This is a genomic window from Paractinoplanes aksuensis (genome assembly GCF_024137025.1).
GTDB classification, from domain to species: Bacteria; Actinomycetota; Actinomycetes; order Mycobacteriales; family Micromonosporaceae; genus Actinoplanes; species Actinoplanes aksuensis.
The window spans coordinates 1-23,963 of sequence record NZ_JAMYJR010000059.1 but is presented as its reverse complement, the minus strand read 5'-3'; the positions used below and the strand labels follow the sequence as shown (position 1 = coordinate 23,963).

Annotated in this window: 20 protein-coding genes and 2 pseudogenes; 6 read left to right on the top strand and 16 right to left on the bottom strand. The window is 69.7% G+C overall.

What is annotated here, in order from left to right; translation table 11 throughout:
• The first annotated feature begins 4 nt into the window (after nt 1–4).
• Complete coding sequence (locus tag M1L60_RS43605) at nt 5–3,382, top strand: AMP-binding protein (RefSeq protein WP_253243500.1); 3,378 nt, start codon at nt 5–7, stop codon at nt 3,380–3,382.
• Here M1L60_RS43605 and M1L60_RS43600 read toward each other — a convergent pair.
• Both M1L60_RS43600 and M1L60_RS43595 read right to left on the bottom strand, forming a co-directional pair.
• Complete coding sequence (locus M1L60_RS43600) at nt 3,370–3,846, bottom strand: hypothetical protein (RefSeq protein ID WP_253243499.1); 477 nt, start codon at nt 3,844–3,846, stop codon at nt 3,370–3,372. The genes M1L60_RS43605 and M1L60_RS43600 overlap by 13 nt on opposite strands.
• Nucleotides 3,847–4,099: 253 nt before the next feature.
• Entirely contained in the window at nt 4,100–5,383 is a 1,284-nt protein-coding gene (locus M1L60_RS43595; RefSeq protein ID WP_253243498.1) for a cation:proton antiporter, read from the bottom strand.
• Nucleotides 5,384–5,688: 305 nt separating this feature from the next.
• On the opposite strand from M1L60_RS43595, the gene M1L60_RS43590 reads away from it, so the two are divergent.
• A complete protein-coding gene (locus tag M1L60_RS43590; protein WP_253243497.1) occupies nt 5,689–5,973 on the top strand; it encodes a hypothetical protein in 285 nt (94 codons plus the stop codon).
• Nucleotides 5,974–6,007: 34 nt separating this feature from the next.
• Here M1L60_RS43590 and M1L60_RS43585 read toward each other — a convergent pair whose 3' ends face one another.
• The 7 genes from M1L60_RS43585 to M1L60_RS43555 all read right to left on the bottom strand — a co-directional run bounded on the left by M1L60_RS43585 (nt 6,008) and on the right by M1L60_RS43555 (nt 14,181).
• Nucleotides 6,008–6,685, bottom strand: coding sequence for a response regulator (locus M1L60_RS43585; RefSeq protein ID WP_253243496.1), 678 nt, complete (start codon nt 6,683–6,685; stop codon nt 6,008–6,010).
• Nucleotides 6,682–9,165 (bottom strand): DUF4118 domain-containing protein, encoded by a 2,484-nt coding sequence (locus tag M1L60_RS43580; RefSeq protein WP_253243495.1) that lies wholly within the window; start codon nt 9,163–9,165, stop codon nt 6,682–6,684. The genes M1L60_RS43585 and M1L60_RS43580 overlap by 4 nt, the downstream gene beginning before the upstream one ends.
• 173 nt (nt 9,166–9,338) lie before the next feature.
• Complete coding sequence (locus tag M1L60_RS43575) at nt 9,339–10,202, bottom strand: potassium-transporting ATPase subunit C (RefSeq protein ID WP_253243494.1); 864 nt, start codon at nt 10,200–10,202, stop codon at nt 9,339–9,341.
• A gap of 1 nt (nt 10,203) precedes the next feature.
• Nucleotides 10,204–12,303 (bottom strand): potassium-transporting ATPase subunit KdpB, encoded by a 2,100-nt coding sequence (gene kdpB, locus M1L60_RS43570; RefSeq protein ID WP_253243493.1) that lies wholly within the window; start codon nt 12,301–12,303, stop codon nt 10,204–10,206.
• Nucleotides 12,300–13,946: a potassium-transporting ATPase subunit KdpA gene (gene kdpA / locus M1L60_RS43565; RefSeq protein WP_253243492.1), complete on the bottom strand. Its 1,647-nt coding sequence runs from the start codon at nt 13,944–13,946 to the stop codon at nt 12,300–12,302. Before kdpA ends, kdpB begins: the two co-directional genes overlap by 4 nt.
• On the bottom strand, nt 13,946–14,035 hold the full coding sequence (kdpF, locus tag M1L60_RS48135; RefSeq protein WP_244876026.1) for a K(+)-transporting ATPase subunit F: 90 nt from the start codon (nt 14,033–14,035) through the stop codon (nt 13,946–13,948). The genes kdpA and kdpF overlap by 1 nt, the downstream gene beginning before the upstream one ends.
• Complete coding sequence (locus M1L60_RS43555) at nt 14,032–14,181, bottom strand: hypothetical protein (protein ID WP_253243491.1); 150 nt, start codon at nt 14,179–14,181, stop codon at nt 14,032–14,034. Before M1L60_RS43555 ends, kdpF begins: the two co-directional genes overlap by 4 nt.
• 204 nt (nt 14,182–14,385) lie before the next feature.
• Here M1L60_RS43555 and nhaA point away from each other — a divergent pair, with 204 nt between their 5' ends.
• Entirely contained in the window at nt 14,386–15,666 is a 1,281-nt protein-coding gene (nhaA, locus tag M1L60_RS43550) for a Na+/H+ antiporter NhaA (protein ID WP_253243490.1), read from the top strand.
• Nucleotides 15,667–15,676: 10 nt separating this feature from the next.
• Here the strand turns inward: nhaA and M1L60_RS43545 are convergent, their stop codons facing one another.
• On the bottom strand, nt 15,677–16,117 hold the full coding sequence (locus M1L60_RS43545) for a DUF1048 domain-containing protein (protein WP_253243489.1): 441 nt from the start codon (nt 16,115–16,117) through the stop codon (nt 15,677–15,679).
• A 55-nt stretch (nt 16,118–16,172) separates the two neighbouring features.
• Nucleotides 16,173–16,304, bottom strand: a pseudogene (locus tag M1L60_RS48430) (hypothetical protein); the annotation flags it as partial.
• A 663-nt stretch (nt 16,305–16,967) separates the two neighbouring features.
• On the opposite strand from M1L60_RS48430, the gene M1L60_RS43540 reads away from it, so the two are divergent.
• Both M1L60_RS43540 and M1L60_RS43535 read left to right on the top strand, forming a co-directional pair.
• Nucleotides 16,968–17,549: a toll/interleukin-1 receptor domain-containing protein gene (locus M1L60_RS43540; RefSeq protein WP_253243488.1), complete on the top strand. Its 582-nt coding sequence runs from the start codon at nt 16,968–16,970 to the stop codon at nt 17,547–17,549.
• On the top strand, nt 17,542–18,138 hold the full coding sequence (locus tag M1L60_RS43535; protein ID WP_253243487.1) for a hypothetical protein: 597 nt from the start codon (nt 17,542–17,544) through the stop codon (nt 18,136–18,138). The genes M1L60_RS43540 and M1L60_RS43535 overlap by 8 nt, the downstream gene beginning before the upstream one ends.
• Nucleotides 18,139–18,149: 11 nt before the next feature.
• On the opposite strand, the gene M1L60_RS43530 is transcribed toward M1L60_RS43535, so the two are convergent.
• Nucleotides 18,150–19,415 carry a cation:proton antiporter gene (locus tag M1L60_RS43530; protein WP_253243486.1) on the bottom strand — a complete coding sequence of 422 codons (1,266 nt, stop codon included), beginning with the start codon at nt 19,413–19,415 and terminating at the stop codon, nt 18,150–18,152.
• Between the two features lie 71 nt (nt 19,416–19,486).
• Complete coding sequence (locus M1L60_RS43525; RefSeq protein WP_253243485.1) at nt 19,487–19,903, bottom strand: PRC-barrel domain-containing protein; 417 nt, start codon at nt 19,901–19,903, stop codon at nt 19,487–19,489.
• 328 nt (nt 19,904–20,231) lie between these two features.
• Here M1L60_RS43525 and M1L60_RS43520 point away from each other — a divergent pair, with 328 nt between their 5' ends.
• Nucleotides 20,232–21,641: an NADP-dependent succinic semialdehyde dehydrogenase gene (locus tag M1L60_RS43520; RefSeq protein WP_253243484.1), complete on the top strand. Its 1,410-nt coding sequence runs from the start codon at nt 20,232–20,234 to the stop codon at nt 21,639–21,641.
• A gap of 300 nt (nt 21,642–21,941) precedes the next feature.
• On the opposite strand, the gene M1L60_RS43515 is transcribed toward M1L60_RS43520, so the two are convergent.
• From M1L60_RS43515 to M1L60_RS43505, 3 genes and pseudogenes are all read right to left on the bottom strand, one after another.
• Nucleotides 21,942–22,358, bottom strand: coding sequence for a PRC-barrel domain-containing protein (locus M1L60_RS43515; protein WP_253243483.1), 417 nt, complete (start codon nt 22,356–22,358; stop codon nt 21,942–21,944).
• Nucleotides 22,359–22,579: 221 nt separating this feature from the next.
• Complete coding sequence (locus M1L60_RS43510; RefSeq protein ID WP_253243482.1) at nt 22,580–23,431, bottom strand: hypothetical protein; 852 nt, start codon at nt 23,429–23,431, stop codon at nt 22,580–22,582.
• A 291-nt stretch (nt 23,432–23,722) separates the two neighbouring features.
• Nucleotides 23,723–23,963 (bottom strand): annotated as a pseudogene (locus M1L60_RS43505) (SPFH domain-containing protein); the annotation flags it as partial.

Genomic DNA, 23,963 nt, shown 5'->3' with positions numbered 1-23,963 from the left:
CCGGATGTCCGCGAGCCTGCTGACCACGATGGCCGACCGCGTGAACGCCGCTCCCGGGGCACCCCTCTACACGTTTCTCGATCGCCACGGGAAAGAGATCGACGCGACCGACCACCAGGAGATCGTGCGGCGGGCGGCCGGCACCGCGGACTTCCTGCAAGCAGCCGGGGTCGAGCCCGGCGACCGTGTGCTGCTCGTCTTCCCGCCCGATGGCCTGGAGTTCGTCGCGAGCTTCTTCGGGTGCATGCTTCTCGGCGCGATCGCGGTGCCGGTGGCCAGCCCCGACCCGCGGCGTCTCGATCGGGAGCTGCCCACGCTCCGGCACATCGCCGAGGACAGCGGCGCCCGCGTCGCCCTCACCCATACGAAGTACCGCAGGCTCACCACGCTGGCGTCGATCCGCGACGGCGTGGCGGGCCGCGGGACGCCGAGATGGCCCGAACTCACCTGGTTGCCGGCCAATCGGGTGAAACGCGCCGATCCGGCGGCGGCCGCGGACCGGCTGGCCCGCGCGGCCGCCCGGTTCGGCCCGGACGACATCGTCTACCTGCAGTACACCTCCGGCTCGACGTCGGAGCCCCGGGGCGTCGTCGTGCGGCACCGGAACCTGTCGCACAATCTCGAGCTGATCGCGCGCAACACCCGGGTCGACAGCGAGTCGGTGCTCGTCGGCTGGGTGCCGTTGTTCCACGACATGGGGCTGGCCGGCGGAATCCTCAACGCCATGCACACGGGGGCCCATTGCGTCGCCTTCTCCTCGATGACCTTCCTGGCCGCCCCGCGCCTCTGGCTCGAGGCGATCGATCGCTACCGCGGCACGCACATCGCCGGGCCTAACGTCGGCTACGACTACGTGCTCCGCGGTCTGCGTGACGACGACTCGTTCGATCTCTCGTCGGTCCGCGCCACCCTGCAGGGCGGTGAGCCGATGCTGGCGGCCACGATGGACCGCTTCGAAGCCGCGCTCGGCCCGATGGGCTTCGATCCGGCGTCGTTCGGCAACGTCTACGGCATAGCCGAGGCCGTGCTGTTCGTCTGCGGCCGGGTCGGCCGGAAGCCCACGCTGCTGCACGGGGATCGGGCCCTGCTCGACCGCGACGGCGTGATCGTCGCGCCGGCCCCGGGCGCACCCGCGGTGGCGTTCGTGGGCAGCGGCGTCCCGGACGAGGAGTGGGGCGTTTCGGTGATCGCCGTCGACCCCGTGACCCGGCGGCCGCGGCCACCCCACGTCGTCGGCGAGCTCTGGATCTCCAGTCCCAGCGTGTCGAGCGGTTACTGGGGACGGACCGAGGAGGAGAACGCGGCCGTCTTCGCCGCGCGCCTGGCGGCCGGCCCGGACGGACGACGTTTCCTGCGTACCGGTGATCTCGGAGTGATCGGCGATGACGGCGAGGTGTTCGTGTGCGGCCGCCTCAAGGACATCATCATCGTCGGGGGCCGCAATATTCATCCGCAGGATCTGGAAGCGGCGGTCGTGGCGGCTGATCCGATTCTGCGGCCGGGCAACGCAGTCGCCTTCGGGGTGCGGGTCGACGGCGTCGAGCGGGTCGTGGTGGCGGCCGAGCTGCGCAAGAAGGTCCTGCGGAACGGCGAGCCGATCCCGCTGGACCGCGCCGCCTCGGCGATCCGGGCCGCGGTGACCTCACACTCCGGGGTGCAGTGTCATGAGGTCCTGCTGATGAGGCCGGACAGCATTCCGAAGACGACCAGCGGAAAGCTGCGGCGCGCCCAGTGCAAGCGCCAGTGGACGGTCGGCTCGCTGCGTTCGTCGGCGATCTCGCGGCAACGCAGGCCGGCGCTCCGGACGGGCCCGGCGGGAGAACCGGAGTACGTGCTCCGGCTGTTGCAGACCGAAACCGCAGCGGTGTTGCACTTGACCGACCCGAACGACGTACCGGTGGATCGGCCACTCCTCGACGTCGGCCTCGACTCGCTCGGGTTGATCGATCTGGCCCACCGCGTCGAGGACCGGACCGGCGTACGCCTGCCGCCCGCCTGCTTCGGCAACGACTCGACGCTGCGGGCGATGGCAATCCTGCTGGTACGGCACTTCGAGTCGGCGCTTCCCGAGCCGGGAGCGGCTCCGGACACCGGTGACGTCCCGTTCAGCGCCGCGCAACGGCGCGCCCTGGAGCTGGGGCAATGGGACGGGGGAATCCGTACGGTCATGCTCGACGTCCATCGGCGGCTCACCCCGGAGAGCCTCCGCCGAGCCGCGTCAGCACTGGTCGCCCGGCACGAGGCGCTGCGCCTGCGGTTCCGTCGCGACGGCGACCGGTTCGCACAGCGCTACGGCGACATCGAGGGCAGTTACGCCGTCGAATCGGTCACCCTGGACCGGCCCGACGCGCTCCCGCCACTGCTCAGCGAGCAGCACCGCCGGATCAGCGTCGAGCACGGCCCGCTGCTGCGCCTGCTTCTGATCGGGACCGGCTCCCGGCAACGCCTGTTCCTGGCGGTCAACCATCTGGTCATGGACAGGGTCACGCTGCGCGTCCTGCTGGATGACCTCGACCAGCTCTGCCGGTTGGACGAACAGGGCGAGCCGGTGCGGCTGGCCCGGACATCGGCGCCCTTCGAGATGTTCTCCGGCTGGATGAACGACTTCGCCCGCCGGGGCGCGCAAGCGGATCGGGAGTTCTGGCGCACTCAGCTCGGACTGCCGGCGCCGGCCACCTACGACCCGCTGAAACACCCCGGCGTACGGACGGACGACCTGCTCACCGCCCGCCACAGCCTGCCGCCCGAGGAGACACGCGCGCTCCGCACCATACGGACGACCGAGCCGGGCGCAGGCCGCGCACCACTTGCCACCACCCTGCTCACGGCGCTCGTGCGGACCGCACAGCGCCAGTGGAGCTGCGGGCGTCTGGTGGTCGAGCTCACCGGCTCGGGCCGGCAGACAGCGGTGCACGGCCTCGATCTCTCACGGACGGCCGGCGATCTGCACTGCACCTTTCCCCTCGTGTTCGAGGACAGCCGGTCCCAGAGCCCGGCCGAGACGCTGACCGCAGTGGGCGAACGGCTGGCCGGTGTCCCGTCCGCGGGTCTGTCGTTCGAAGCTCTCAAGTATCTGAGCGACGATCCGGACCTGCGGCAGGCCCCGGCTCCGACGCTCGCGTTCAACTTCCAGGGCGAGATGCCGACGCGGAGCCGTAGCGGCCTCTTCTCCCTGAGCGCGGCCGCCATCAGCGACGTCCGGGATTCCGGGGCCGGCGTGCGGCAACCGCCCCTGTACGTCGAATGCGCGGTCGTCGGCGGCACGACCCGCATCGCCTGGGAGTACTCGCCCCAGCGGCTGTGGTGGACCGGAACCGAGATCGATCAGTGGACGAGCCGGTTCCGGACCGAGCTCGACCACCTGGCCCGTCACACCGGGTAAACGCGATACTGAAGCTTCTCGTCGTACCGGAGACCGGTGACCGCCGTGACGATCGACCAGAGAAAGTCCTCGTCCGGCCCCCAGGACGGCAGGGCGACCTCAGCCTCGACCGGCAGTGGCGTCCCCTCGTCCTCGACGGCCACACCATCGGCGTAGACGTAGTGCCGAGTGCGTTCGCCGTTCGTGAAGAGCGTGAAGCCATAGGTGCTCGAGACACTGCTGAAGAAGACCACCAGAGCGTCGCCCGGCTCGGTCGGTTCCCAGCCCATGACCACATCCATCATCGGATTCCAGACCTGCACCCAGCCACCGGACTCGGCCGCATAGAGCGCGTCAGGTTTGAGGGCACTCGTAGCCTGGTCAGCCCCGACCAGCTCACCGCTGAACTCAGTGATGGCAAGATCGTCCACCGCCTCATCCACCGTCACGTCCTGACGGAAAAGCACCGAGGTGTTCCAACCCATGATCAAACCTTTCCTGGTACGACGGGAGCACCACCATTGTCCGGGCCGGCACCGACAGGACGACGTCGCCTGTCGCGAGACCCGGGCCCGGCCCGCCGGCGCGATCACCACTCATCACATCACCGACGTGATCCTGCGCGCCGTCCGCACCGGACTTGTGCCGCGTCGGCCTCATGATTCCCCGGCGCGCCACGAGCATTGATCTCGCACCGGAGGGCGGTCACGCTGCGGGCGCGGCGCTCAACGCCACGACTCACCGAGTTGTCCCCGCCGCTTCCGCAGCCGGCGATCCGCTGCCGCGACCGGAGCGTTCGTTGGCCCGGTCCAGCAGTTGCATGACCGGGGTGACGGCGATGCCGTGGATGACGACCGAGACGACGACCACGAACCCGATCGTGGCCCAGATCAGGTCGGCGCCGGGGAACGCGGCGTGGGTGAGGGCGTAGGACAGGTAGTAGAAGGATCCGATCCCACGGATGCCGAACGAGGCGATGACCCAGTGCTCGGCGCGGTGGCCGGGCGCTCCCCGCAGGGACAGGAACGCGGACAGCGGCCGGATCGCGAAGATGAGGCACAGACCGACGAGCGCGGTCGGCCCGGTGAGGGGGCCGAGCAGGCCACCGACCAGCGCGCCCCCGAACAGCAGGAGCAGCAGGACGGTCAGCAGGCGTTCGGTCTGCTCGGCGAAGTCGTGCAGCACCTGGTGATAGTCGTGGGAGCGCTCGGCCGCGCGGATGGCCCGGGCGGCGACGAACACGGCCAGGAACCCGTACCCGCCGGCCACTTCGACCACCCCGTACGCCAGAAAGGTCGCCGCCAGAGCCAGGAAGCCCTCCGAGTGGCGGGCCAGCCGCAACGCCTCCGCCCGCGGACGGAAGAACAACCAGCCCAAAACCTTGCCGACGAGGATGCCACCGATCACCCCGGCCGCGATCTTGTAAGTCAGGTCCCGCCAGGCCCACTCCCCCAGCCAGCCCAGACCGGCTGACCCGGCCATCGCGATGGCGGCGTACACGAAAGGAAACGCCAGCCCGTCGTTGAGCCCGGCCTCCGAGGTCAGCGCGAACCGGACCTCGTCCTCGGAGTCCTCCTGGCCGGTCGGCTCACCGACCTGCACGTCGGACGCCAGAACCGGGTCGGTCGGCGCCAGCGCCGCGCCCAGCAGCAGGGCGGCGGCCGGCACCAGACCGGCCCACCACCAGCCCAGCAGCGCGACCCCGGCGATGGTCACCGGCATGGCGACCGCCAGCAACCGCCAGGTGGACGACCAGCCCCGCAGGCTGAGCGGGCGGTCGATCTTCAGGCCGGCGCCCATGAGAGCGACGATCACACCGAGCTCGGTCAGGTGCTCGGTCACCTTCGGGTGGGCCAGCGGGTCGGCGTCCGGCAGACCGATCGGCAGGCCGAAGACGAGCATGCCCAGCCCGAGGAAGGCGATCGGCATCGACAGCGGCCGGCGTTCCAGCAAGCGCGGGAGGATGCCGGCGAGCAGCGCACCGAACCCGATGACCGCGAAGAGCACGTCGGATGTCTGCACGGCGGCTCCAGGTCACAGGCACGGATGGGGAAAGCGCCGACCAGATTTCCGCCAAGGCAGGTGGCTAAACAGGCTTTCTCCCCGGACGGGAGTACGGTGCGCGACAGGTGGGCCGGGAACCCTGGTCGGCAATGGGTTGATGCTGTCTGGCGGGGCGTCACGACGATGAGTGACGCCGGGTTGGTGCGTCGCATCTCCGAGGGCGGGCGCTGCCCCGCACGGAGAGGACCCTGCGCCTCGACCACCGGATCCGGACCGCCCTGGTCACCGAGCCCCGCGGCGCGGCGGCGTTACTGGTCGCGACCGTGCTGGCTCTCGTCTGGGCCAACCTGCCGGGCGGCAGCTACGAGGCGGTGTGGCGGGCCGATTTCACCGTGGGCGTGGTGCTCGGCCTGCTCACGCCCACCTTCCGGGCCCGTACGGCCGATCTGGACCGGCTCGAACGCATTCTGCAGCGGTTCCGCCGCGAACCTGGCCCGGAGGCCGCCCGGACGCTGTCCATCGCGGCCCAGGGCGCGGTGTCGTCCAGTCGGACGAGGACGTGCTTCTCTACGACACCGGGCACATTCCCGGCGGAGGTGGCCCGCTGATCCGGTCCGAGCCCGCCCGCGCCGGATCTGTGGATCAGGGGCGGAAGCGGTAGCCCATACCGGGTTCGGTGAGCAGGTGCCGGGGGTGGGCGGGGTCGGCCTCGAGTTTGCGGCGCAGCCGGGCCATGTACTGGCGCAGGTAGTTCGTCTCGGTGGCGTACTGCGGCCCCCACACCTCCTTGAGCAGGGCGGTGCGGCCGAGCAACTTGTCCGGATGACGCAGCAGGTGGTCGAGCAGCTGCCACTCGGTCGGGCTCAGGTGCACCTCGCTGTCGCCGCCGGTGACGCTGCGCGCGGCCAGGTCGATCGTGTGCTCGCCGATCCGGGCCACCACCGGCGCGTCGTCGCCGGCCCGGACCCGGCGGGTGACGGCCCGGATGCGGGCCACCAGCTCGTCGATGCCGAACGGCTTGGTGATGTAGTCGTCGGCCCCGGCGTCCAGGGCGGTGACCTTGTCGTGGTTGCCGGACCGGCCGGACACGACGATGATCGGCACGGTGGTCCAGCCGCGCAGGCCGCGGATGACCTCGTCGCCGTCCATGTCGGGCAGGCCCAGGTCGAGCACGACCAGGTCGGGCCGCTGCCGGGCGGCGGCACGCAGTGCGCTCACGCCGTCGGGGGCCGCATCCACCTCGTACTGCCGGGCCCGCAGGTTGATGCTGAGCGCGCGCACGATCTGGGGTTCGTCGTCGACGACCAGGATGCGGGTCACGACGGGTCCGCGGCGGGGAGCGAGATGATCATGGTGAGGCCGCCTCCGGCGGTCTCGTCGGGGGTCAGGGTGCCGCCCATCGCCTCGGTCAGCCCGCGCGACAGGGCCAGGCCGAGGCCGACGCCGGTGTGGTTGTCGCGGTCGCCGAGCCGCTGGAACGGCAGGAAGACGTCGTCCCGGCGGTCCTCGGGGATGCCCGGGCCGTGGTCGACCACGCGGATCTCGACCAGCCCGCCCAGCGTGCTGGCCGTGATGACCGGCGGCCGACCGGGCGGGCTGTGCCGCAAAGCGTTGGCGGTCAGGTTGACGATGACGCGTTCCAGCAGGCCGGGGTCGGCCCGCAGGTCGGGCAGGTCGTCGGGGATGTGCAGGCGGACGTCGTGCCCGGCCGGGCCGAGGTCGTCCAGGGCGTGCGGCACGATCTCGTCGGCGCCGATGTCGATGGGCGCCACGCCGAGCGCGCCGGCCTGCAGGCGGCTCATGTCGAGCAGGTTGGTGACCAGGCGGGTGAGCCGGTCGAGCGACTCGTCGGCCGTCTCGAGCAGGGCCGCCCGGTCCTCGTCGTCGAAGTGGACGTCGGCGCTGCGCAGGCTGGCCACCGAGGCCTTGGCCGACGCGAGCGGGGTGCGCAGGTCGTGGCTGACCGCCGCCAGCAACGCGGTGCGCATGCGGTCGGCCTCGGCCAGCGGTTTGGCGGTGGCGGCCTCAGCCGTCAGACGCTCCTGCCGCAGGGCGAGGGTGGCCTGGGCCGCGAACGCCTCGACGATGCGCCGGTCGCTGGCTTCCAGCGGCCGCCCCTTGAGGAGCATCGTGATGTCGTCGTCCCCCTTGACCTCCGCGTCCGCCTCGGCGGGCCGGGTGCAGACCGGCTGCCCGACCTCGGCCACGACCACACCCTGGTCCAGCAGTGTCACCGAGTCGAGGGTGAAGGTCTCGCGCAGCCGTTCCAGCAGCGCCATCAGCGGGCGTTCACCGCGCAGCACGCTGCCCGCGACGGCGGACAACGTCTGCGCATCGGCCCCGGCCTCGGCCGCCTGCCGGGTCGTGCGGGCGGCGGTGTCGACCACCCAGCTGACGGCCAGGGCGACCACCACGAAGATGCCGAGCGCGAGCAGATTCTCGCCCTCGGCGATGGTGAACCGGCCCACGGGCGGGGTGAAGAACCAGTTCAGCAGCAGGGAACTGCCCACCGCGGCCAGCAGCGCGGGCCACAGCCCGCCGATCAGCGCGACGCCGACCACTGCGGCCAGGAACAACAGGATGTCGTTGGTCAGCGACAACCCCCGGCCGATGGCCAGCAGCCCGGTGAGGACCGGGAAGCCCAGCAGCACAGTGAGGAAACCGGCCACCCGCCGGCCCCGGGACAACGCCGCCCCGCTCCGGCGGGCGCGGCGGCCCTGTCCGGCCAGTTCGTGCGTGACCAGGTGCACGTCGATCGACCCGGACAGGGCGGTGGTGGTGACGCCGACCCCGGCCGAGAAGAGCTGCGCGAAGCGGCCGCGGCTGGACGCGCCGAGCACGATCTGGGTCGCGTTGACGGCGCGGGCGAAGTCGAGCAGGGCGCGCGGCACATCGGAGCCGACAACCTGGTGGTACGAGCCACCGAGACTCTCCACGAGCACGCGTTGCCGGGCCAGGGTGGCCGGGTCGGCCCCGGCCAGCCCGTCGTTGCGGGCGACGTGCACGGCCATCAGGTCGGCCCCCTTGGTGCGGGCCGCGATCCGGGCCGCGCGGCGGATCAGGGTGTCACCCTCGGGGCCGCCGGTCAGCGCCACGACGACCCGCTCGCGGGTCTCCCAGGTGGCGTCGATCTTGTGGTCGGCGCGGTACTTGTCGAGTTGATCCTCGACCTTGTCGGCCAGCCAGAGCAGCGCCAGCTCGCGCAGGGCAGTCAGGTTTCCCGTACGGAAGTAGTTGCCGAGCGCGGCGTCGATCTTCTCCGGGCGGTAGATGTTGCCGTGGGCCATCCGGCGGCGTAACGCCTCGGGGGTCATGTCCACCAGCTCGACCTGCTCGGCCGCCCGCACCACGGCGTCGGGCACGGTCTCGCGCTGCTGAGCCCCGGTGATCTGGGCGACCACATCGTTGAGCGACTCCAGATGCTGCACGTTCACGGTGGTCAGCACCGAGATGCCGGCGTCCAGCAGCTCCCGCACGTCCTGCCAGCGTTTGGCGTTGCGGGCCCCCGGCACGTTGGTGTGCGCGAACTCGTCGACCACGGCCAGTTCCGGCTTGCGGGCCAGCACCGCGTCGAGGTCCATCTCGGTGAAGCCGGCGCCGCGGTAGCGCAGCTCGGTGCGGGGCAGCACCTCGAGGTCGCCGACCATCGCCTCGGTGTGCCGGCGGCCGTGCGTCTCGACGAAGGCGACCACCACGTCGGTGCCGCGTTCGGCCCGCCGGTGCGCCTCCTCCAACATGGTGTAGGTCTTGCCGACACCGGGGGCGGCACCGAGATAGATCCGCAATTCGCCGCGTGCCATGGGTTCCGCTCTCTTCGACCAGGATCAAAATCAGGATGTCCCGGCGGGGTGGTGGGTACAGACCGTCGCTCCCGCGGGGGCCCGGGCGGGCTTCGCTGGCCGCTGACGCGTCCAGAACGCGAAACCCACCCGGGCGACCTGCGGGAGTGGTGACGCTCGACCCACCATCGCCGTCATCGACCGTCGAGGGCCATATTCAGCTCGAGCACGTTCACCGCCGGCTCCCCGAGGAAGCCCAGCGCCCGCCCGTCAGTGTGCTCCTCGATGAGCCGGCGCACCTGATCCTCGGTCAGCCCCCGCTCCCGGGCGATCCGCGGCGCCTGCAAGTCGGCGTACGCGGGACTGATGTGCGGGTCGAGACCGCTCGCACTGGCCGTCACCGCATCCGCCGGCACCACCGGATCGGCCGGGGCGTCGCCGCGGATCGGCGTGATCACCGCGCCCATCGCCCGGTAGTCCTCGCCGTTCCGGGCGGACTCGACGGTCACCCCCTGGTAGGTCGCGACGAACGGGGTGCCGGTCTGGTTGACCGACACGACCCGGGTGACCGGCCCGGTGAACCCGTCGCGGTGGAACACCGCGAGGACAGCCCCGACGCCATCGGCCGTGCAGAAGGGCCGCCGGCCGTCGACCTTCTCGAGCTCGCCCACCGCCACGCTGCGGGCACAGACCTGGGTGAGCAGGCTCTGGGCCGCGTCGTCGGGGTTGTCGGACAGGGTGTCGACGATGCTCTCGGGCCCCAGGTTGCCGGCCGAGGTGGACGTGGGGTCGTAGCCGTCACCGGCTGCGGAGGGCCGGCTCTGGAAATAGCGCGGGACGGGGTTGCCGTCGGCGTCGGTGAAGGACTGGCCGATCAGGCGGCTGCCGACCGTCTTGTCGGCCACGGTGATCAGCGAGCCGTCGGCCCGGTCGGACAGGCCGGGGAGGCGGCCGACCGCGACCATCGCGAGCGGGTAGGCCAGACCGAGCAGGACGGTGAGGACCAGCAGGGCGCGCAGCGCCGCGATGTGCTGGGCCAGCCAGGAGGGAAGTCTCATTTTAGATCCCGGGGATGAACTGAACGAGCAGGTCGATGAGTTTGATGCCGAGGAACGGCGCGATGACGCCGCCCAGGCCGTAGATGAGCAGGTTGCGCCGCAGCAGCGAGCTGGCCCCGGCCGGTGTGTAGCGCACGCCGCGCAATGCCAGCGGGATCAGCGCCACGATGACCAGCGCGTTGAAGATCACCGCGGACAGGATCGCCGAGCCCGGCGAGTGCAGCCGCATGACGTTCAGCGTGTCCAGGCCCGGGTACACCGCCGCGAACATGGCCGGGATGATCGCGAAGTACTTGGCGATGTCGTTGGTGATCGAGAACGTGGTCAGCGCACCGCGCGTGATGAGCAGCTGCTTGCCGATCTCGACGATCTCGATCAGCTTGGTCGGGTCGGAGTCGAGGTCGACCATGTTGCCGGCCTCTTTCGCGGCCGACGTGCCGGTGTTCATGGCCACGCCGACGTCCGCCTGAGCCAGCGCGGGCGCGTCGTTCGTGCCGTCGCCGGTCATCGCGACCAGGCGGCCGCCCTCCTGCTCTCGTCTGATGTACGCGAGCTTGTCCTCGGGCGTGGCCTCGGCCAGAAAATCGTCCACCCCGGCCTCGTCCGCGATCGCTTTCGCCGTACGCGGGTTGTCGCCCGTGATCATCACGGTGCGGATGCCCATCCGGCGCATCTCGTCGAACCGCTCGCGCATGCCGGCCTTCACCACGTCCTTGAGGTGGATGACGCCCAGCGCGCGGGCCGGCTGCCCGTCGAGCTGCTCGGCGACGACCAGCGGGGTGCCGCCGGTGCCGCTGACGGTGTCGACGATCTCGCCGGCCTCCTCGGTCGGGTGCCCGCCGTTCTGCCGCACCCACTTCATGACCGCCGAGGCGGCGCCCTTGCGGATCTGCCGCCCGGGCAGGTCCACGCCGCTCATCCGGGTCTGGGCCGTGAACGGCACGAAAGTGACGTTGGGCATCAGCCCCGGCTCGCTCTCGCGCAGCCCGAAGTCGTTCTTGGCCAGCACGACCACCGACCGGCCCTCGGGCGTCTCGTCGGCCAGGCTCGAGAGCTGGGCCGCCTCGGCCAGGGTGGCCGCGGTGACACCGTCGACGGGGACGAACTCGGCCGCCTGCCGGTTGCCCAGCGTGATCGTGCCGGTCTTGTCGAGCAGCAGCGTGTTGACGTCACCGGCGGCCTCGACCGCGCGGCCCGACATCGCGAGAACGTTGCGCTGCACCAGCCGGTCCATGCCGGCGATGCCGATCGCGGACAGCAGCGCGCCGATCGTGGTCGGGATCAGGCAGACGATCAGCGACACCAGCACGATGCCGGTGACACCGTTCGCGTCCAGGGCCACGGTGTCGGGCGCGGCCGCCTGGAACGCCTTGGAGAAGATGGCCAGCGGCTGCAGCGTGACGACCGACAGCAGGAAGATGATCGTGAGCGCGGCCAGCAGGATGTTGAGCGCGATCTCGTTCGGCGTCTTCTGCCGGTTGGCCCCCTCGACCAGCGCGATCATGCGGTCGACGAAGCTCTCCCCCGGCTTCTGCGTGATCCGCACGACGATCCGGTCGCTGAGCACCCGGGTGCCGCCGGTGACGGCCGACCGGTCGCCACCCGACTCGCGGATCACCGGGGCCGACTCGCCGGTGATGGCCGACTCGTCGACGCTGGCGATGCCCTCGATGACATCGCCGTCACCCGGGATGATCTGGCCGGCCTCGACCACGACCACGTCGCCCAGCTTGAGCTGGGTGGCCGGGATCTCGCGGCCGTCCCGCAGATAGGCCGTCATGTCCTGCTTGGCCTGGCGCAGGGTGGCGGCCTGGGCCTTGCCGCGGCCCTCGGCGACGGCCTCGGCCAGGTTGGCGAACAGGACGGTGAGCCACAGCCAGACGGTGATGATCCAGGCGAACACGCTGGGGTCGGTGACGGCCAGCACGGTGGTGAAGACCGCGCCGACCTCGACGATCAGCATGACCGGGTTGCGCCACAGCGTGCGCGGGTCGAGCTTGGCCAGGGCCTGCGGCAACGAGTGGCGCAGCTGGTGGGGGTCGAGCGTTCCGGCCCGTACGGGGGAGGGGGTTGTGGGTTTTTCCAGAGTGGGGGTGGTCATGACAGGCCCTCCGCGATGGGTCCGAGAGCAAGGGCGGGCAGGAAGGTCAGCGCGACGAGAACGACGGTGACGCCGACGACCATGCCGACGAACAGAGGTTGGTGGGTGGGCAGCGTGCCCTCGGATTCGGGCGTGACCTTCTGCCGGGCCAGCGAGCCGGCCAGGGCCAGCACCAGCACGATGGGCAGGAAGCGGCCCAGGAGCATGGCCAGGCCGAGCGCGGTGTCCCACCACGGGGTGTTGACCGTGATGCCCGCGAAGGCCGAGCCGTTGTTGTTGGAGGCGCTGGTGAAGGCGTACAGGACCTCGGAGAGGCCGTGCGGGCCCACGTTGAGCGCCGTGGCGTTGTTGCCGGTGGCGAACGCGGCCGCCGTGCCGATCAGCACCAGGGCCGGCGTGATCAGGAAGTACGACGACGCGATCTTCATCTCCCGGGCGCCGATCTTCTTGCCCAGGTACTCCGGCGTCCGGCCGACCATGAGCCCGGCCACGAAGACCGTGATCACCGCGAGGATGAGCAGGCCGTACAGGCCGGCGCCGACACCACCGGGCGCGACCTCGCCGAGCATCATGTTGATCATCGGCATCATGCCGCCCAGGGCGGTGTACGAGTCGTGGAACGAGTTCACCGAGCCGGTCGAGGTCAGCGTCGTGATCGCGGCGTAGGCGGCCGAGTTCGGGATGCCGAACCGGGTCTCCTTGCCCTCCATCGCGGCCCCGACCGCCTGCGGCACCGTGCCGGCGCCGTGCACCTCGAGGCCGATCGTCAGCGCGACGCTCGCGACGGCCAGGATCGCCATGACGGCGGCGATGGCGTACCCCTGCCGGTTCTGCCCGACCATGCGGCCGAACACCCGGGGCAGGCTGAACGGGATGAGCAGAATGAGGAACAGCTGGATCCAGTTGGTCCAGGTGGCCGGGTTCTCGAACGGGTGCGCGGCGTTGACGTTGTAGAAGCCGCCGCCGTTGGTGCCGAGCTCCTTGATCACCTCTTGCGAGGCCACCGGGCCACCGGTGATGTGCTGGGTGGCGCCGGTCAGCGTGGTGACGTCGACGCCGCCGGACAGGTTCTGCACCATTCCCGCGGCCATGAAGATCACCGCGAAGACGACCGCGACGGGCAGCAGCACCCGCAGCGTGATGCGGGTCAGGTCGACCCAGAAGTTGCCCAGCGTCGCCGACTTGCGGGCCGCGAAGCCACGCACCAGGGCGACCGCGACCGCGATGCCGACCGAGGCCGAGACGAAGTTCTGCACCGCCAGACCGGCCATCTGCACCAGGTGGCCCATGGTCGACTCACCGGAGTAGGCCTGCCAGTTGGTGTTGGTGGTGAAGCTGACAGCGGTGTTCCACGCGAGGTGGCCGGGCAGCGGGTCGAAGCCGAGCGAGAGCCACAGCTTGTCCTGCAGCCGCAGGAACGCGTACAGAAAGAGGATCGAGACCGCGGAGAAGGCGAGCACGCTGCGGGCGTAGACGCCCCAGGTCTGCGCGGCGTTGCGGTCGACGCCGACGAGCCGGTAGACGCCGCGCTCGACAACGTTGTCGCGAGTACCGCTCACGACCCGGTACAGGTAATCACCGAACGGCTTGTAGACCGCGACGAGCGCGAGCACCAGCGTGATGACGAAGAGCCAACCGGCCATCAGAACTTCTCCGGGAACAGCAGGGCGGCGACCATGAAGACGCCGAGCAGCACGGCCACGATCAGGCCGATGAGGTTGACCGCGCTCACCGGCGTTCGACCGCCCGGATCAGCACGGCCAGCGCTGCGAACAGCGCCACCGTGAGCCCGACGAACACGAGATCAGCCACTTCAGGACTCCTAGACGAGGGGTTGCGATTCTTGCCGGGAGCAAGCACACCTCGGTCGGAGACCATTCGTAACCACCTTTAACGCGTTGACTACGCGGCCCGGCCCAACGTTGACGCGCCTTTAACGGCCGCCGCCGTGTACCCCCGGGTGAGCAGGTGAGGCGCATCGCTGCACAGGGCGGCCGGACCCGGTAGGTTGGGCTCAGGTGTGCCGGGAAGTCTGGTCGGCGATGTCTTTGCCGACCCCTCTTCGCGACACCAGGAGCCGCCGTGACCGACCCCCACAAGCCTGCCCAGCCGCTTTTCGGCCGTGGTACTTGGCCCGAGGCCCGCCGCATCGCCGAGATCCTGCGGGCCGAGACCACCGGCGGCATCCTGCTGCTGGTCGCGGCCGTGGTGGCGCTCGTGTGGGCGAACACCCCGTGGTCGGACCTCTATCACGACCTGGCCGGCATCACGATCGGCCCGCACGCCCTGCACCTCGATCTGAGCCTGGCCGGGTGGGCCGCCGACGGCCTGCTGGCCATCTTCTTCTTCGTCGCCGGCCTGGAACTCAAACGCGAGTTCGTCGCCGGCGACCTGCGCGACCCGCGCCGGGCCGCGCTGCCGGTGGCGGCCGCGGTCGGCGGCATGGCACTCCCCGCGCTCGTCTACGTGCTGGTCAACACCACCATGAGCGGCGGCGCGCCGGTCGGCTGGGCCATCCCGACGGCCACCGACATCGCGTTCGCGCTGGCCGTGCTGGCCGTGGTCAGCACCAGCCTGCCCTCGGCCATGCGCACCTTCCTGCTCACCCTGGCCGTCGTCGACGACCTGCTCGCCATCACGATCATCGCCGTCTTCTACACCCAGTCGCTGCAGCTCGTGCCGCTGCTGCTCGCCCTGGTGCCGCTGGCGCTGTTCGGCTTCCTCGTGCAGCGGCACGTCCGCTCGTGGTGGCTGCTGCTCCCGCTCGCGGCCGTCACCTGGGCGCTGGTGCACGCCTCCGGCGTCCACGCCACCGTCGCCGGGGTGCTGCTCGCCTTCACCGTTCCGGTGGGCCGCGGCCTCGCCGAGCATTTCGAGCACCGGCTACGCCCGATCTCGGCCGGCATCGCCGTCCCCATCTTCGCGTTCTTCGCCGCCGGTGTCACCGTCTCGGGCGGGCTGGGCGCCAGCCTCGGCGACGCGGTGACCATCGGCATCATCGCCGGGCTGGTGGCGGGCAAGGCCATCGGCATCACCGGCGCCACCTGGCTGGTCCAGCGGTTCACCCGGGCCCAGCTCGCGGCCGGGCTGAGCTGGTGGGACGTGCTCGGCCTGGCCCTGCTGGGCGGCATCGGCTTCACCGTGTCGCTGTTGATCGGCGACCTCGCCTTCGGCGTCGGCAGCGAACGCGACCAGCACGCCAAACTCGGTGTCCTGCTCGGCTCCCTGCTCGCCGCCCTGCTCGCGACAGTGCTGCTGCGCATCCGCGACCGGCACTACCGGCGCATCCAGGCCGAGGAGTCCGTCGACGCCGACGCCGACGGCATCCCCGACGTCTACCAGCAGGACGCCGACCGCATCTGATCCGGCCTGCTCACCCGTCGTAGCCGTTAGCGTGACCGGGATTCCTGAGGCAGGTGCGCGGGTCTTTGATCAGGTCGTCGCACGCGGCCACGTCGGTGCCGGTCACCCCCAGAACGCCCTGGCCATTCGCGACCCCTTCAGCATCTCGGTCAGATCTTCCACCGCGACCTCCTCCGGTACCTCGTACCGCCGAGTACCGCCACAGTTCGAGGGGCCACCCCCACCCGCTGACTCGCGCGGCGCAGCAGGTCTCGAGAGTCTCCCGCCGTACGAGGGTCCGGGTCAGACCGCCGGCGACACCCAGCACCGGGGGCCGGCCGAGGAAGACATCGCCGCGATGGTGGTAGGCACCGGTTCCGGCCACCGCGGTCAGGTCGCCGACGGCGACCTCGGCCCGCAGCAGCACCGACGCGACCGGCGAACGCGGCCACTGCGAAGCCGTCGACGCCACCGGCACAGGCCACCGCGTGACCACCCCCGAGATTGAGGGCCGGCACGGTCACGCCGTGCCGCGCCCGGCTCACCGCGCAGAAACCCATCGCCTCGCGCAGCAACGACTCGAAAGCGCCGAACCGGCTGAGCTGATGCCCGATCGAGCAGTCCAACCCGGCCAGAACCAGGTTCGGCGACGCCAGCACCTGTTTGATCGCGGCCAGGGCGGTGCTGGAGCCCAGAGGCAGCCCGTACTGATAGCGGCCGCCCGGCCGACTCTCGAGGGCACCACCCGGACGAGAACCCGCTGGCCGATCGACGCCCGCGCGGTCAGCGCCTCGACCTCGGCGAGGGACCCCAGCGACGATCGCGGCGCCGCAGGCGTGTGCCGCCTCGAAGTCGCCGACGGACTTTTTCCAGCCGCACAGCACCAGTTCTGTCGACGTGAAGCCGGCCAGCAACGCGGTTCTCAGCTCGCCCGCCGAGCCGACATAGCAGCCCAGCCCGGCGCTGGCGATCCACCGTCCGAAGCCGGTCGTCAGCCCGGCCCTGGCGCTGTAGGCGACCGCGCCGGCGCCGAACGCGGCCAGGTACTTCGCGCACCGGGCACGGACATCGGCCTCGTCGACCACGGGAAGAGCCGGTGACGTGATGTTCACGCCGGCCCCGCCGATCTTGACGTCCCGGCCACACACCTCACCGACCGATGCGCGAAGGCCCGATGTCCCAGGACGCGAGCCCCTCACGCAGCATCCGGCCGCGACGTCGCGGCCGCCCCCGCTCGGAGCACGGCAGGTCGCTCAGTCACACGCTGCGTGCGAGACCAAGGGCCCAAGCGATGTAATATCAGTAACGCTCCAGTGCGGACGGTGCGCGCCACAGCCGAGCACGGAACAACGGCTGGAAGGATTTCGATGCCGGGACACAGACGCCCAAGCGAAGCGGCACGAATACTCGCCCGGATCGCCGAGACCGACGGATTCAGAAATCCTTCCAGCGATTCCCGTGGAGAGCCCGGACCCCACGACACATCCGGGCCGGCAGTAAAAGCCTTCGTCTCCTACGCCCGAGGCGACCGCGACACAGCAAGGCGACTGTGGAGCAGCCTGCATGCCATCGGATACGACGTCTGGTTCGACGAGGAAAGCCTTCTCCCGGGCCAGGACTGGGAGTACGAGATTGAGCTGGCACTCGAAGCTTGCGACGCTTTCATCGTGCTGCTCTCCCGCGACTCGGTGGACAAGGTCGGCTACGTGCAGCGTGAAATAGTCCTCGCCCTCAATCACGCGGATCGACGCCCGGAGGGTCAGGTCTTCATCATTCCCGTCCTCTTGGAGGGCGCCGCCCTGCCTCGCCGGCTCTCCCGCTGGCACGCGATAGATGTCCGGGACGGGAATTGGTTCGATCGCCTGACACAAGCACTGGCAAGAACGGAGCGGACGAGTGAGTGACCTCAGCGCACTGGTCGACGCCACAGGCAGCTTGGCGGCGTTGCGAAATTTCATGGCCGGTGGGGATCTCAGAAGGACCCTGAATATTGTGGGCGATGTTCATTTCATAGCGGCCGAGGAAGCCCTTTCAGGCGCGGGTACGCGCGAGATTCGCGCCGACATCAGAGAAGCCCGCGCGCATCTTCGCGCGGCCCATGTGGCCTACCGGCAGATATACGACTTTCGGTTCCGGCCAATTTTCTACCTCGCCACCCTGGGAATTCGAGAAGTTCCGATGCTGATTGCCGGGCTCAAGGACCACATCGCCTGCTCGCTCATCGCCGCGACGTACAGCTATTTCGGCGACACCCAGAACACGGAAATCTACCTCAGCCACGCGGAACGGGCAAGAAAACTGATATCTCATCACACACTCTACCCATTCATCAACAGGTGGCAGCTCAGCTTGGGGACTCCATTCGGAATCCCCAAGCTGAGCGCGTACACCCATCCGCGCAGTTTGACCGAGGTGGAGAGTCTGATCAATACTGTGGGCCAGTTCGATTTCGAAAAATTCAGCGCCGGGCTCAAGCATCTCGGGCAGAGCTGACTTCCTGACGGTCACACGTCGCCTGTGACCGCCTGCTTCTGCCTGGTCCGTTCATTGGCGCGGTCAAGCCTGCGCATGACCGGTGTGGCGGCCACCCCGTGCAACACCACCGACACCAGCACCACGAAGCCGATCGTCGCCCACACCAGGTCCGCGCCGGGGAACTCGGCCTGAGTCAGCGCGTACGACAGGTAGTAGAACGATCCGATCCCGCGAATGCCGAATGCCGCGATGACCCAGTGCTCGGTCCGGCACCCCGGTGCGCCCCGCAACGACAGGAAGCCCGACACGGGGCGTACGACGAAGATCAGGGCCAGCCCGGCCAGGGCGGCCGGCCAGGTCAGCGGCTCCAGCAGGCCGCCCACGACCGCACCACCGAACAACAGAAGCAACAACACGGTCAGCAGCCGCTCGCTCTGCTCGGCGAAGTCGTGCAGAACCTGGTGGTATTCGTGCGAGCGTTCGGCGGCGCGGATCGCCCGAGCCGCCACGAACACGGCCAGGAATCCGTAACCTTGGGCCACCTCGGCCAGGCCGTAAGCCAGGAAGGTGGCGGCAAGGGCGAGAAAGCCTTCCGAGTGGCGCGCCAGGCGCAGCGCATCCAGTCGGGCCCGGAAGAACAACCGCCCGAGCAGCTTGCCGGCGATCAGACCGGCGGCGACACCCACCACGATCTTGAAGATCAGGTCCTTCCAGGCCCATTCGCCGAGCCAGCCGAGCCCGGCGGCACCGGCCATCGCGATCGCCGCGTAGACGAACGGAAAGGCCAGGCCGTCGTTGAGCCCGGCCTCCGACGTGAGCGCGAATCGAACCTCGTCCTCCGAGTCCTCCTCGTCGGTCGGCTCCCCCACCTGCACGTCGGACGCCAGCACCGGGTCGGTCGGGGCCAGCGCCGCCCCGAGCAGCAGCGCGGTCGCCGGCACCAGCCCTACCCACCACCAGCCCAGCAACGCCATCGCCGCGATGGTCACCGGCATCGCCACCACGAGCAGCCGCCACGTCGACCGCCAGCCGGCCCGGCTCAGCGGCCGGTCGATCTTCAGCCCGGCCCCCATCAACGCGACGATGACCCCGACCTCGGTCAGGTGTTCAGTCACCTTGGGATGCGCCAGCGGGTCGGCATCAGGCAGACCGATCGGCAGCCCGAAGGTCACCATCCCGAGGCCGACGAAGATGATCGGCATCGACAGCGGCCGGCGCTCCAGCACCCGCGGCAGGATCCCGGCCAGCAGCACGCCTACACCGACAACTGCGAAAATGACGTCCGAGATCTGCACACACCCTGTTTTCCCGAGGCAGCGCAATGCATGCGCGGGTGGGGCTGACGTGACGCCGGCCGGGCTGATTGTCAGCGGAAGAAGCCTCGCGTCGGTGGCACGTATCCCGGGCTCCAGTACGGCGGATAGCCGTAGTAGCCGTACAACTCGGCGAAGCTCTCCTGCTTGTCGACCAGTTCCGGGTCGTACTCGGGCGCACTCGCCACCTCGACCCGCGTGCGGTCGATGCCGACTTCGTCGTCGGTGATCCGCTCGACCGCCTCCACCGGGATGAACAAGCGCGTCGCCCCGATGCCGAACAGGCCGCCGTGCTCGACGCGAATCATCCGCGCTTTCTGATGCTCGGTGTCGATCAGCAGGTCGTCGACCTTGCCGAGTTCATTGCCGTCGCGGTCGACCACTGTGCGTCCGCGAATGTCCTGAGCCGGATCGGCCAGCATCTGGCCGCTGTCGCCCAGGCCCATCATGGTGCCGGACTCGGTGCTCATCTTCGCCTCCTCCCCCGGCCGCCGGGCCGGCAGATTCATCGATGTACGTACCGTCCGGGCCAACGCTAGAAAGCCTGCTTCGCGAGCCTTCGACGAAATGCGGACGGTTCGATGACAAACGGGGAGGGCATGGCGCGAGACTCGGTCACACCGGCTTGGTGAGATCCGCATAGTCCGCTGCCAGCGGAGGATCCGCCATCAGCGCACCGTCGGCCGGCGAAACCTGCAGCCGCCGTCCCTCAACTATGGCGACAGCCCCGCGGCGGCGTCACTGGTTAGCCGGTGAGGCAGTGGGTAGGCCGGGTGAGACGAACCAGAGGGAGGCGCCATGCCGATCACGTCAACCAACCCGGCCACAGGCGAGGTTCTCAAGACCTTCGACCCGCTGACCGATCAGCAGATCGACGAGGCGATCGGCCGCGCCGCGTCGGCGTTCCGCAAGCTGCACGGCACGTCGTTCGAGCAGCGCGCCGCCTGGATGCGGGCGGCCGCCGACCTGCTCGAGGCCGAACAGGACGACATCAGCGCCCTGATGACACAAGAGATGGGCAAGACATTCGCGGCCGCCAAGGCCGAGGTCACCAAGTGCGCGAACGCGTGCCGCTTCTATGCCGGTCACGCCGAAGGGTTTCTGGCCGACGAACCGGTGGAGCCCTCCACCGTCGGGGCCGCGACGGCGTACGCCCGCTATCAGCCGCTCGGCCCGGTGCTGGCGGTGATGCCGTGGAACTTTCCACTCTGGCAGGCCATGCGGTTCGCCGCGCCGGCGCTGATGGCCGGCAACACCGGCCTGCTCAAACACGCCTCGAACGTCCCGCAGACCGCCCTCTACCTGGGCGAGCTGTTCCGCCGGGCCGGCTTCCCAGCCGGGGCGTTCCAAACCTTGCTGGTCGGCTCCGACGCGGTCGAGACAATCCTGTCCGACCCCCGCGTACAAGCCGCGACGCTCACCGGCAGCGAGAACGCCGGCCGGTCGATCGCCACCATCGCCGGCCGGGAGCTCAAGAAGACCGTGCTCGAACTCGGCGGCAGCGACCCGTTCGTGGTCCTGCCGACCGCCGACCTCGACCGCGCGGCCCAGGTCGCGACCACGTCGCGCTGCCAGAACAACGGCCAGTCCTGTATTGCCGCGAAACGCTTCATCGCGCACACCGACGTCTACGACCAGTTCGTCGACACGTTCGTCGCGCATATGTCCGCGCTGACCGTAGGCGACCCGATGATGGACAGCACCGACATCGGGCCCCTGGCCACGCAGCAGGGCCGCAAGGACGTGGAGGCCCAGGTCGCGGACGCCGTCAGCCGAGGCGCCACGGTGCGGTGCGGCGGCCAGGCACCGGAGGGTGACGGCTGGTGGTACCCGCCGACCGTGATCACCGACATCACCCGCGACATGCGGATGTTCGCCGAGGAAGTGTTCGGGCCGGTCGCCGGCGTCTACCGGATCGCCTCGATCGACGAGGCGATCGACCTGGCCAACGCCACCTCGTACGGTCTCGGCGCCAATGCCTGGACCGATGACCCCGAGGAGCAGCGACAGCTCGTCGACGAATTGGACGCCGGGGCCGTGTTCATCAACGGCATGGTCACCTCGTATCCGCCGCTGCCGTTCGGCGGGGTCAAGAACTCCGGGTACGGGCGAGAGCTCTCCGCTGCTGGGATCCGCGAGTTCTGCAACCTTAAATCCGTCTGGATCGGCGACGCCAGCCGGGCTGATGTCGACTCAGCCACCGAGTAAGTTGCCGCTCTGATAGCCACATCGTCGGCTGTTGGTCGGTCATCTTTCTGCCCGGGCTGCGGTCGGCGGCGGTTTCGCGGGGACGAGAGGCTAGAGCGGTTCGGAGGGGCGCGGATTCGAGAGCTTTCGCACCACGAATCTTGCCGGCTGAACGGCCCATGACGTGAGGGCAAGCGTCCGACGGTGTTATCGGACGCTTGCCCGCCAGCCGGCCCGTCGGCGACGCCGCTGAACAAGGTGCCCGCGCTGACCGCGAGCAGGGTCACCACCGGGTGCGGCGTCCACCCGCAGCTGTCAGCCTCAGAGCAGATAGGGGCCAGTGGGATACGCGTACCCAGGCGTCCAATATGGCGTGTACCCGTAATGACGGTAGACGTCTGAGTAGTAGCTGGTCTGGTCGACCAGATCAGGATCGTACCGCGGAGCGTCGGCGACCTGCTGCGTGGCCAGATCGACGCGCACCTCGTCGTCGGAGATGTCGCGGACGGCGTCGACCGGGATGAACGACGCGGTCGCCCCGATACCCAGGATGCCGCCGTGCTCCACGCGCAGGAACCGCACCTTGTCCTCGTCGGTGTCGATCAGCAGGTCGTCGACCTTGCCGAGGTCGTCGCCGCCGCGGTCGACGACCCTACGGCCCCGGATGTCGCGGTCGGGGTCGGCCACGTCCTTGGTGGTGTCGCTCAGTCGCGTCAGCATGTGTGTCTTGTCAGTCATGGCTAATCCTTTCTGCGCCGGTTGACGGTCCGGCCGCGTACCCGGAAGGCACGCGGGCAAACCACTTCGGCGCGTCGGTCAACGCGCTGCCTCGCGGTCTGTGAAGAGGGTCTGGGGCGTCACCCGCGCCATCGTTCGATTCGATCGCGACGAGCTGTCCTTCCTGCACGACGAGAAAGATTGCGGCGTCCTCCGGTATGACCGGACAGATGTCGGCAGCCTCACGTCGATAGGTCACCGCACTGCGACTCGTCCGGCAGCAGCGGGCGAATCCTCAGCTGCCACGTCTGACCCTGCGAGGTCCAAGCCGTCATGGTGCTGGCGTCCTCCGCGGCCGAGCGGATCCGTTCCACGTCGGATCCGCCAGCGATGACGCAACCGGTCCAGTTCTCTCCGGGCAGCTCGGAACCGGGTAGCGGAGGACCGGGCCAGGCTTTCACCGGTGCCGGACTTGCCGGGTCGGGGCTGCCGGGCGTATGAGGACGGACGAGAACGGCGATCGTGCCCGCCCGGTACGGCTCGGGCCCCGGGAGGCTCTCCGCCGTCGAAAGTCCTTCGAGTTCACGAACCAGCGCCTTCACGTCTCGCCGAGCTGCCCGCTGGGCCGCCGTGAGGTCGGCATCGTCGTCGCCCGCTTCTCGGAGGCCGACGATCGCGACGGACGCCCGCGCGCCTGAGTCGTTCACCGTGATCCAGGTGGTCGTGGCGTCGGGTATCCGCGGATCGCCGAAATCGGCGCCCGGCCGCACCCCGGCGGCCACGGCTTGCTCCGCGAGCTCTTGGGCCCGGCTGACGCCGATCCGTTGCAGCTGCACGCTGGGCAGGGCGGGAGGCGGGTAGATGAGAATCTGCGGACCCGGCGTGATCAAGCGCCCATCGGCGTACAGGCTGACGGCCGGCATCTCGGCGACGGGCGGCTCCAGCCCGGCGAGGCCACCGCCGCGCCGCACTTGCAGCAACGCGGGCGTCGCGGCAACCTCCGACGACGCGTCAGCACCGGAAACCTCGCCGCCGGACACGGCACAACCAGTGAGCATCAAGAGTGTCGAACAGGTTGCGAGCAGACGATTCATGATGTGCCACCTCCTCCTGAGTCGTAACGGAGCAGGGCCTTTCGCCGGCCCCATCCCGTTCCCTCCGGATACGACGGCCTGACAGCCATCGCGCGTTCCGATAGGCGCCGTCTGTCATCGGACTGTCACCACCTCGACCTACGGCCGACCGGGTCTAGGGATGATCCGGAGTTCACACGAAGCGTTGACTACGTCGACCAGAGGGATCCGGAGCGGGATTTCGGCATATTGAAAATGGAAGGGACCACCGATGGGAAGCTTTCGCCGGCACCACGGGCGGCGTCGAACCGGTCACGACATTGTCGTCGGTCGCTTCCGGCCGTCAGCGGACGGCGACACCTGAGCCTCGGCCTCCCGGACGGCGTCGTTGACCTTGTCGGCCTCGTCCGCCGCCGCCTGCGCCGCGGCCACGGCTTCACGCTCGACAGCGGCCGAGTTGACGCTGACCGAGGGCTTGTCGCCGGCCATGTTGGCCAGGCCGCCCAGCGCGCCGCCCATGCCCTCGAGGGCCTTGGTCAGCTCGGTCGGCACG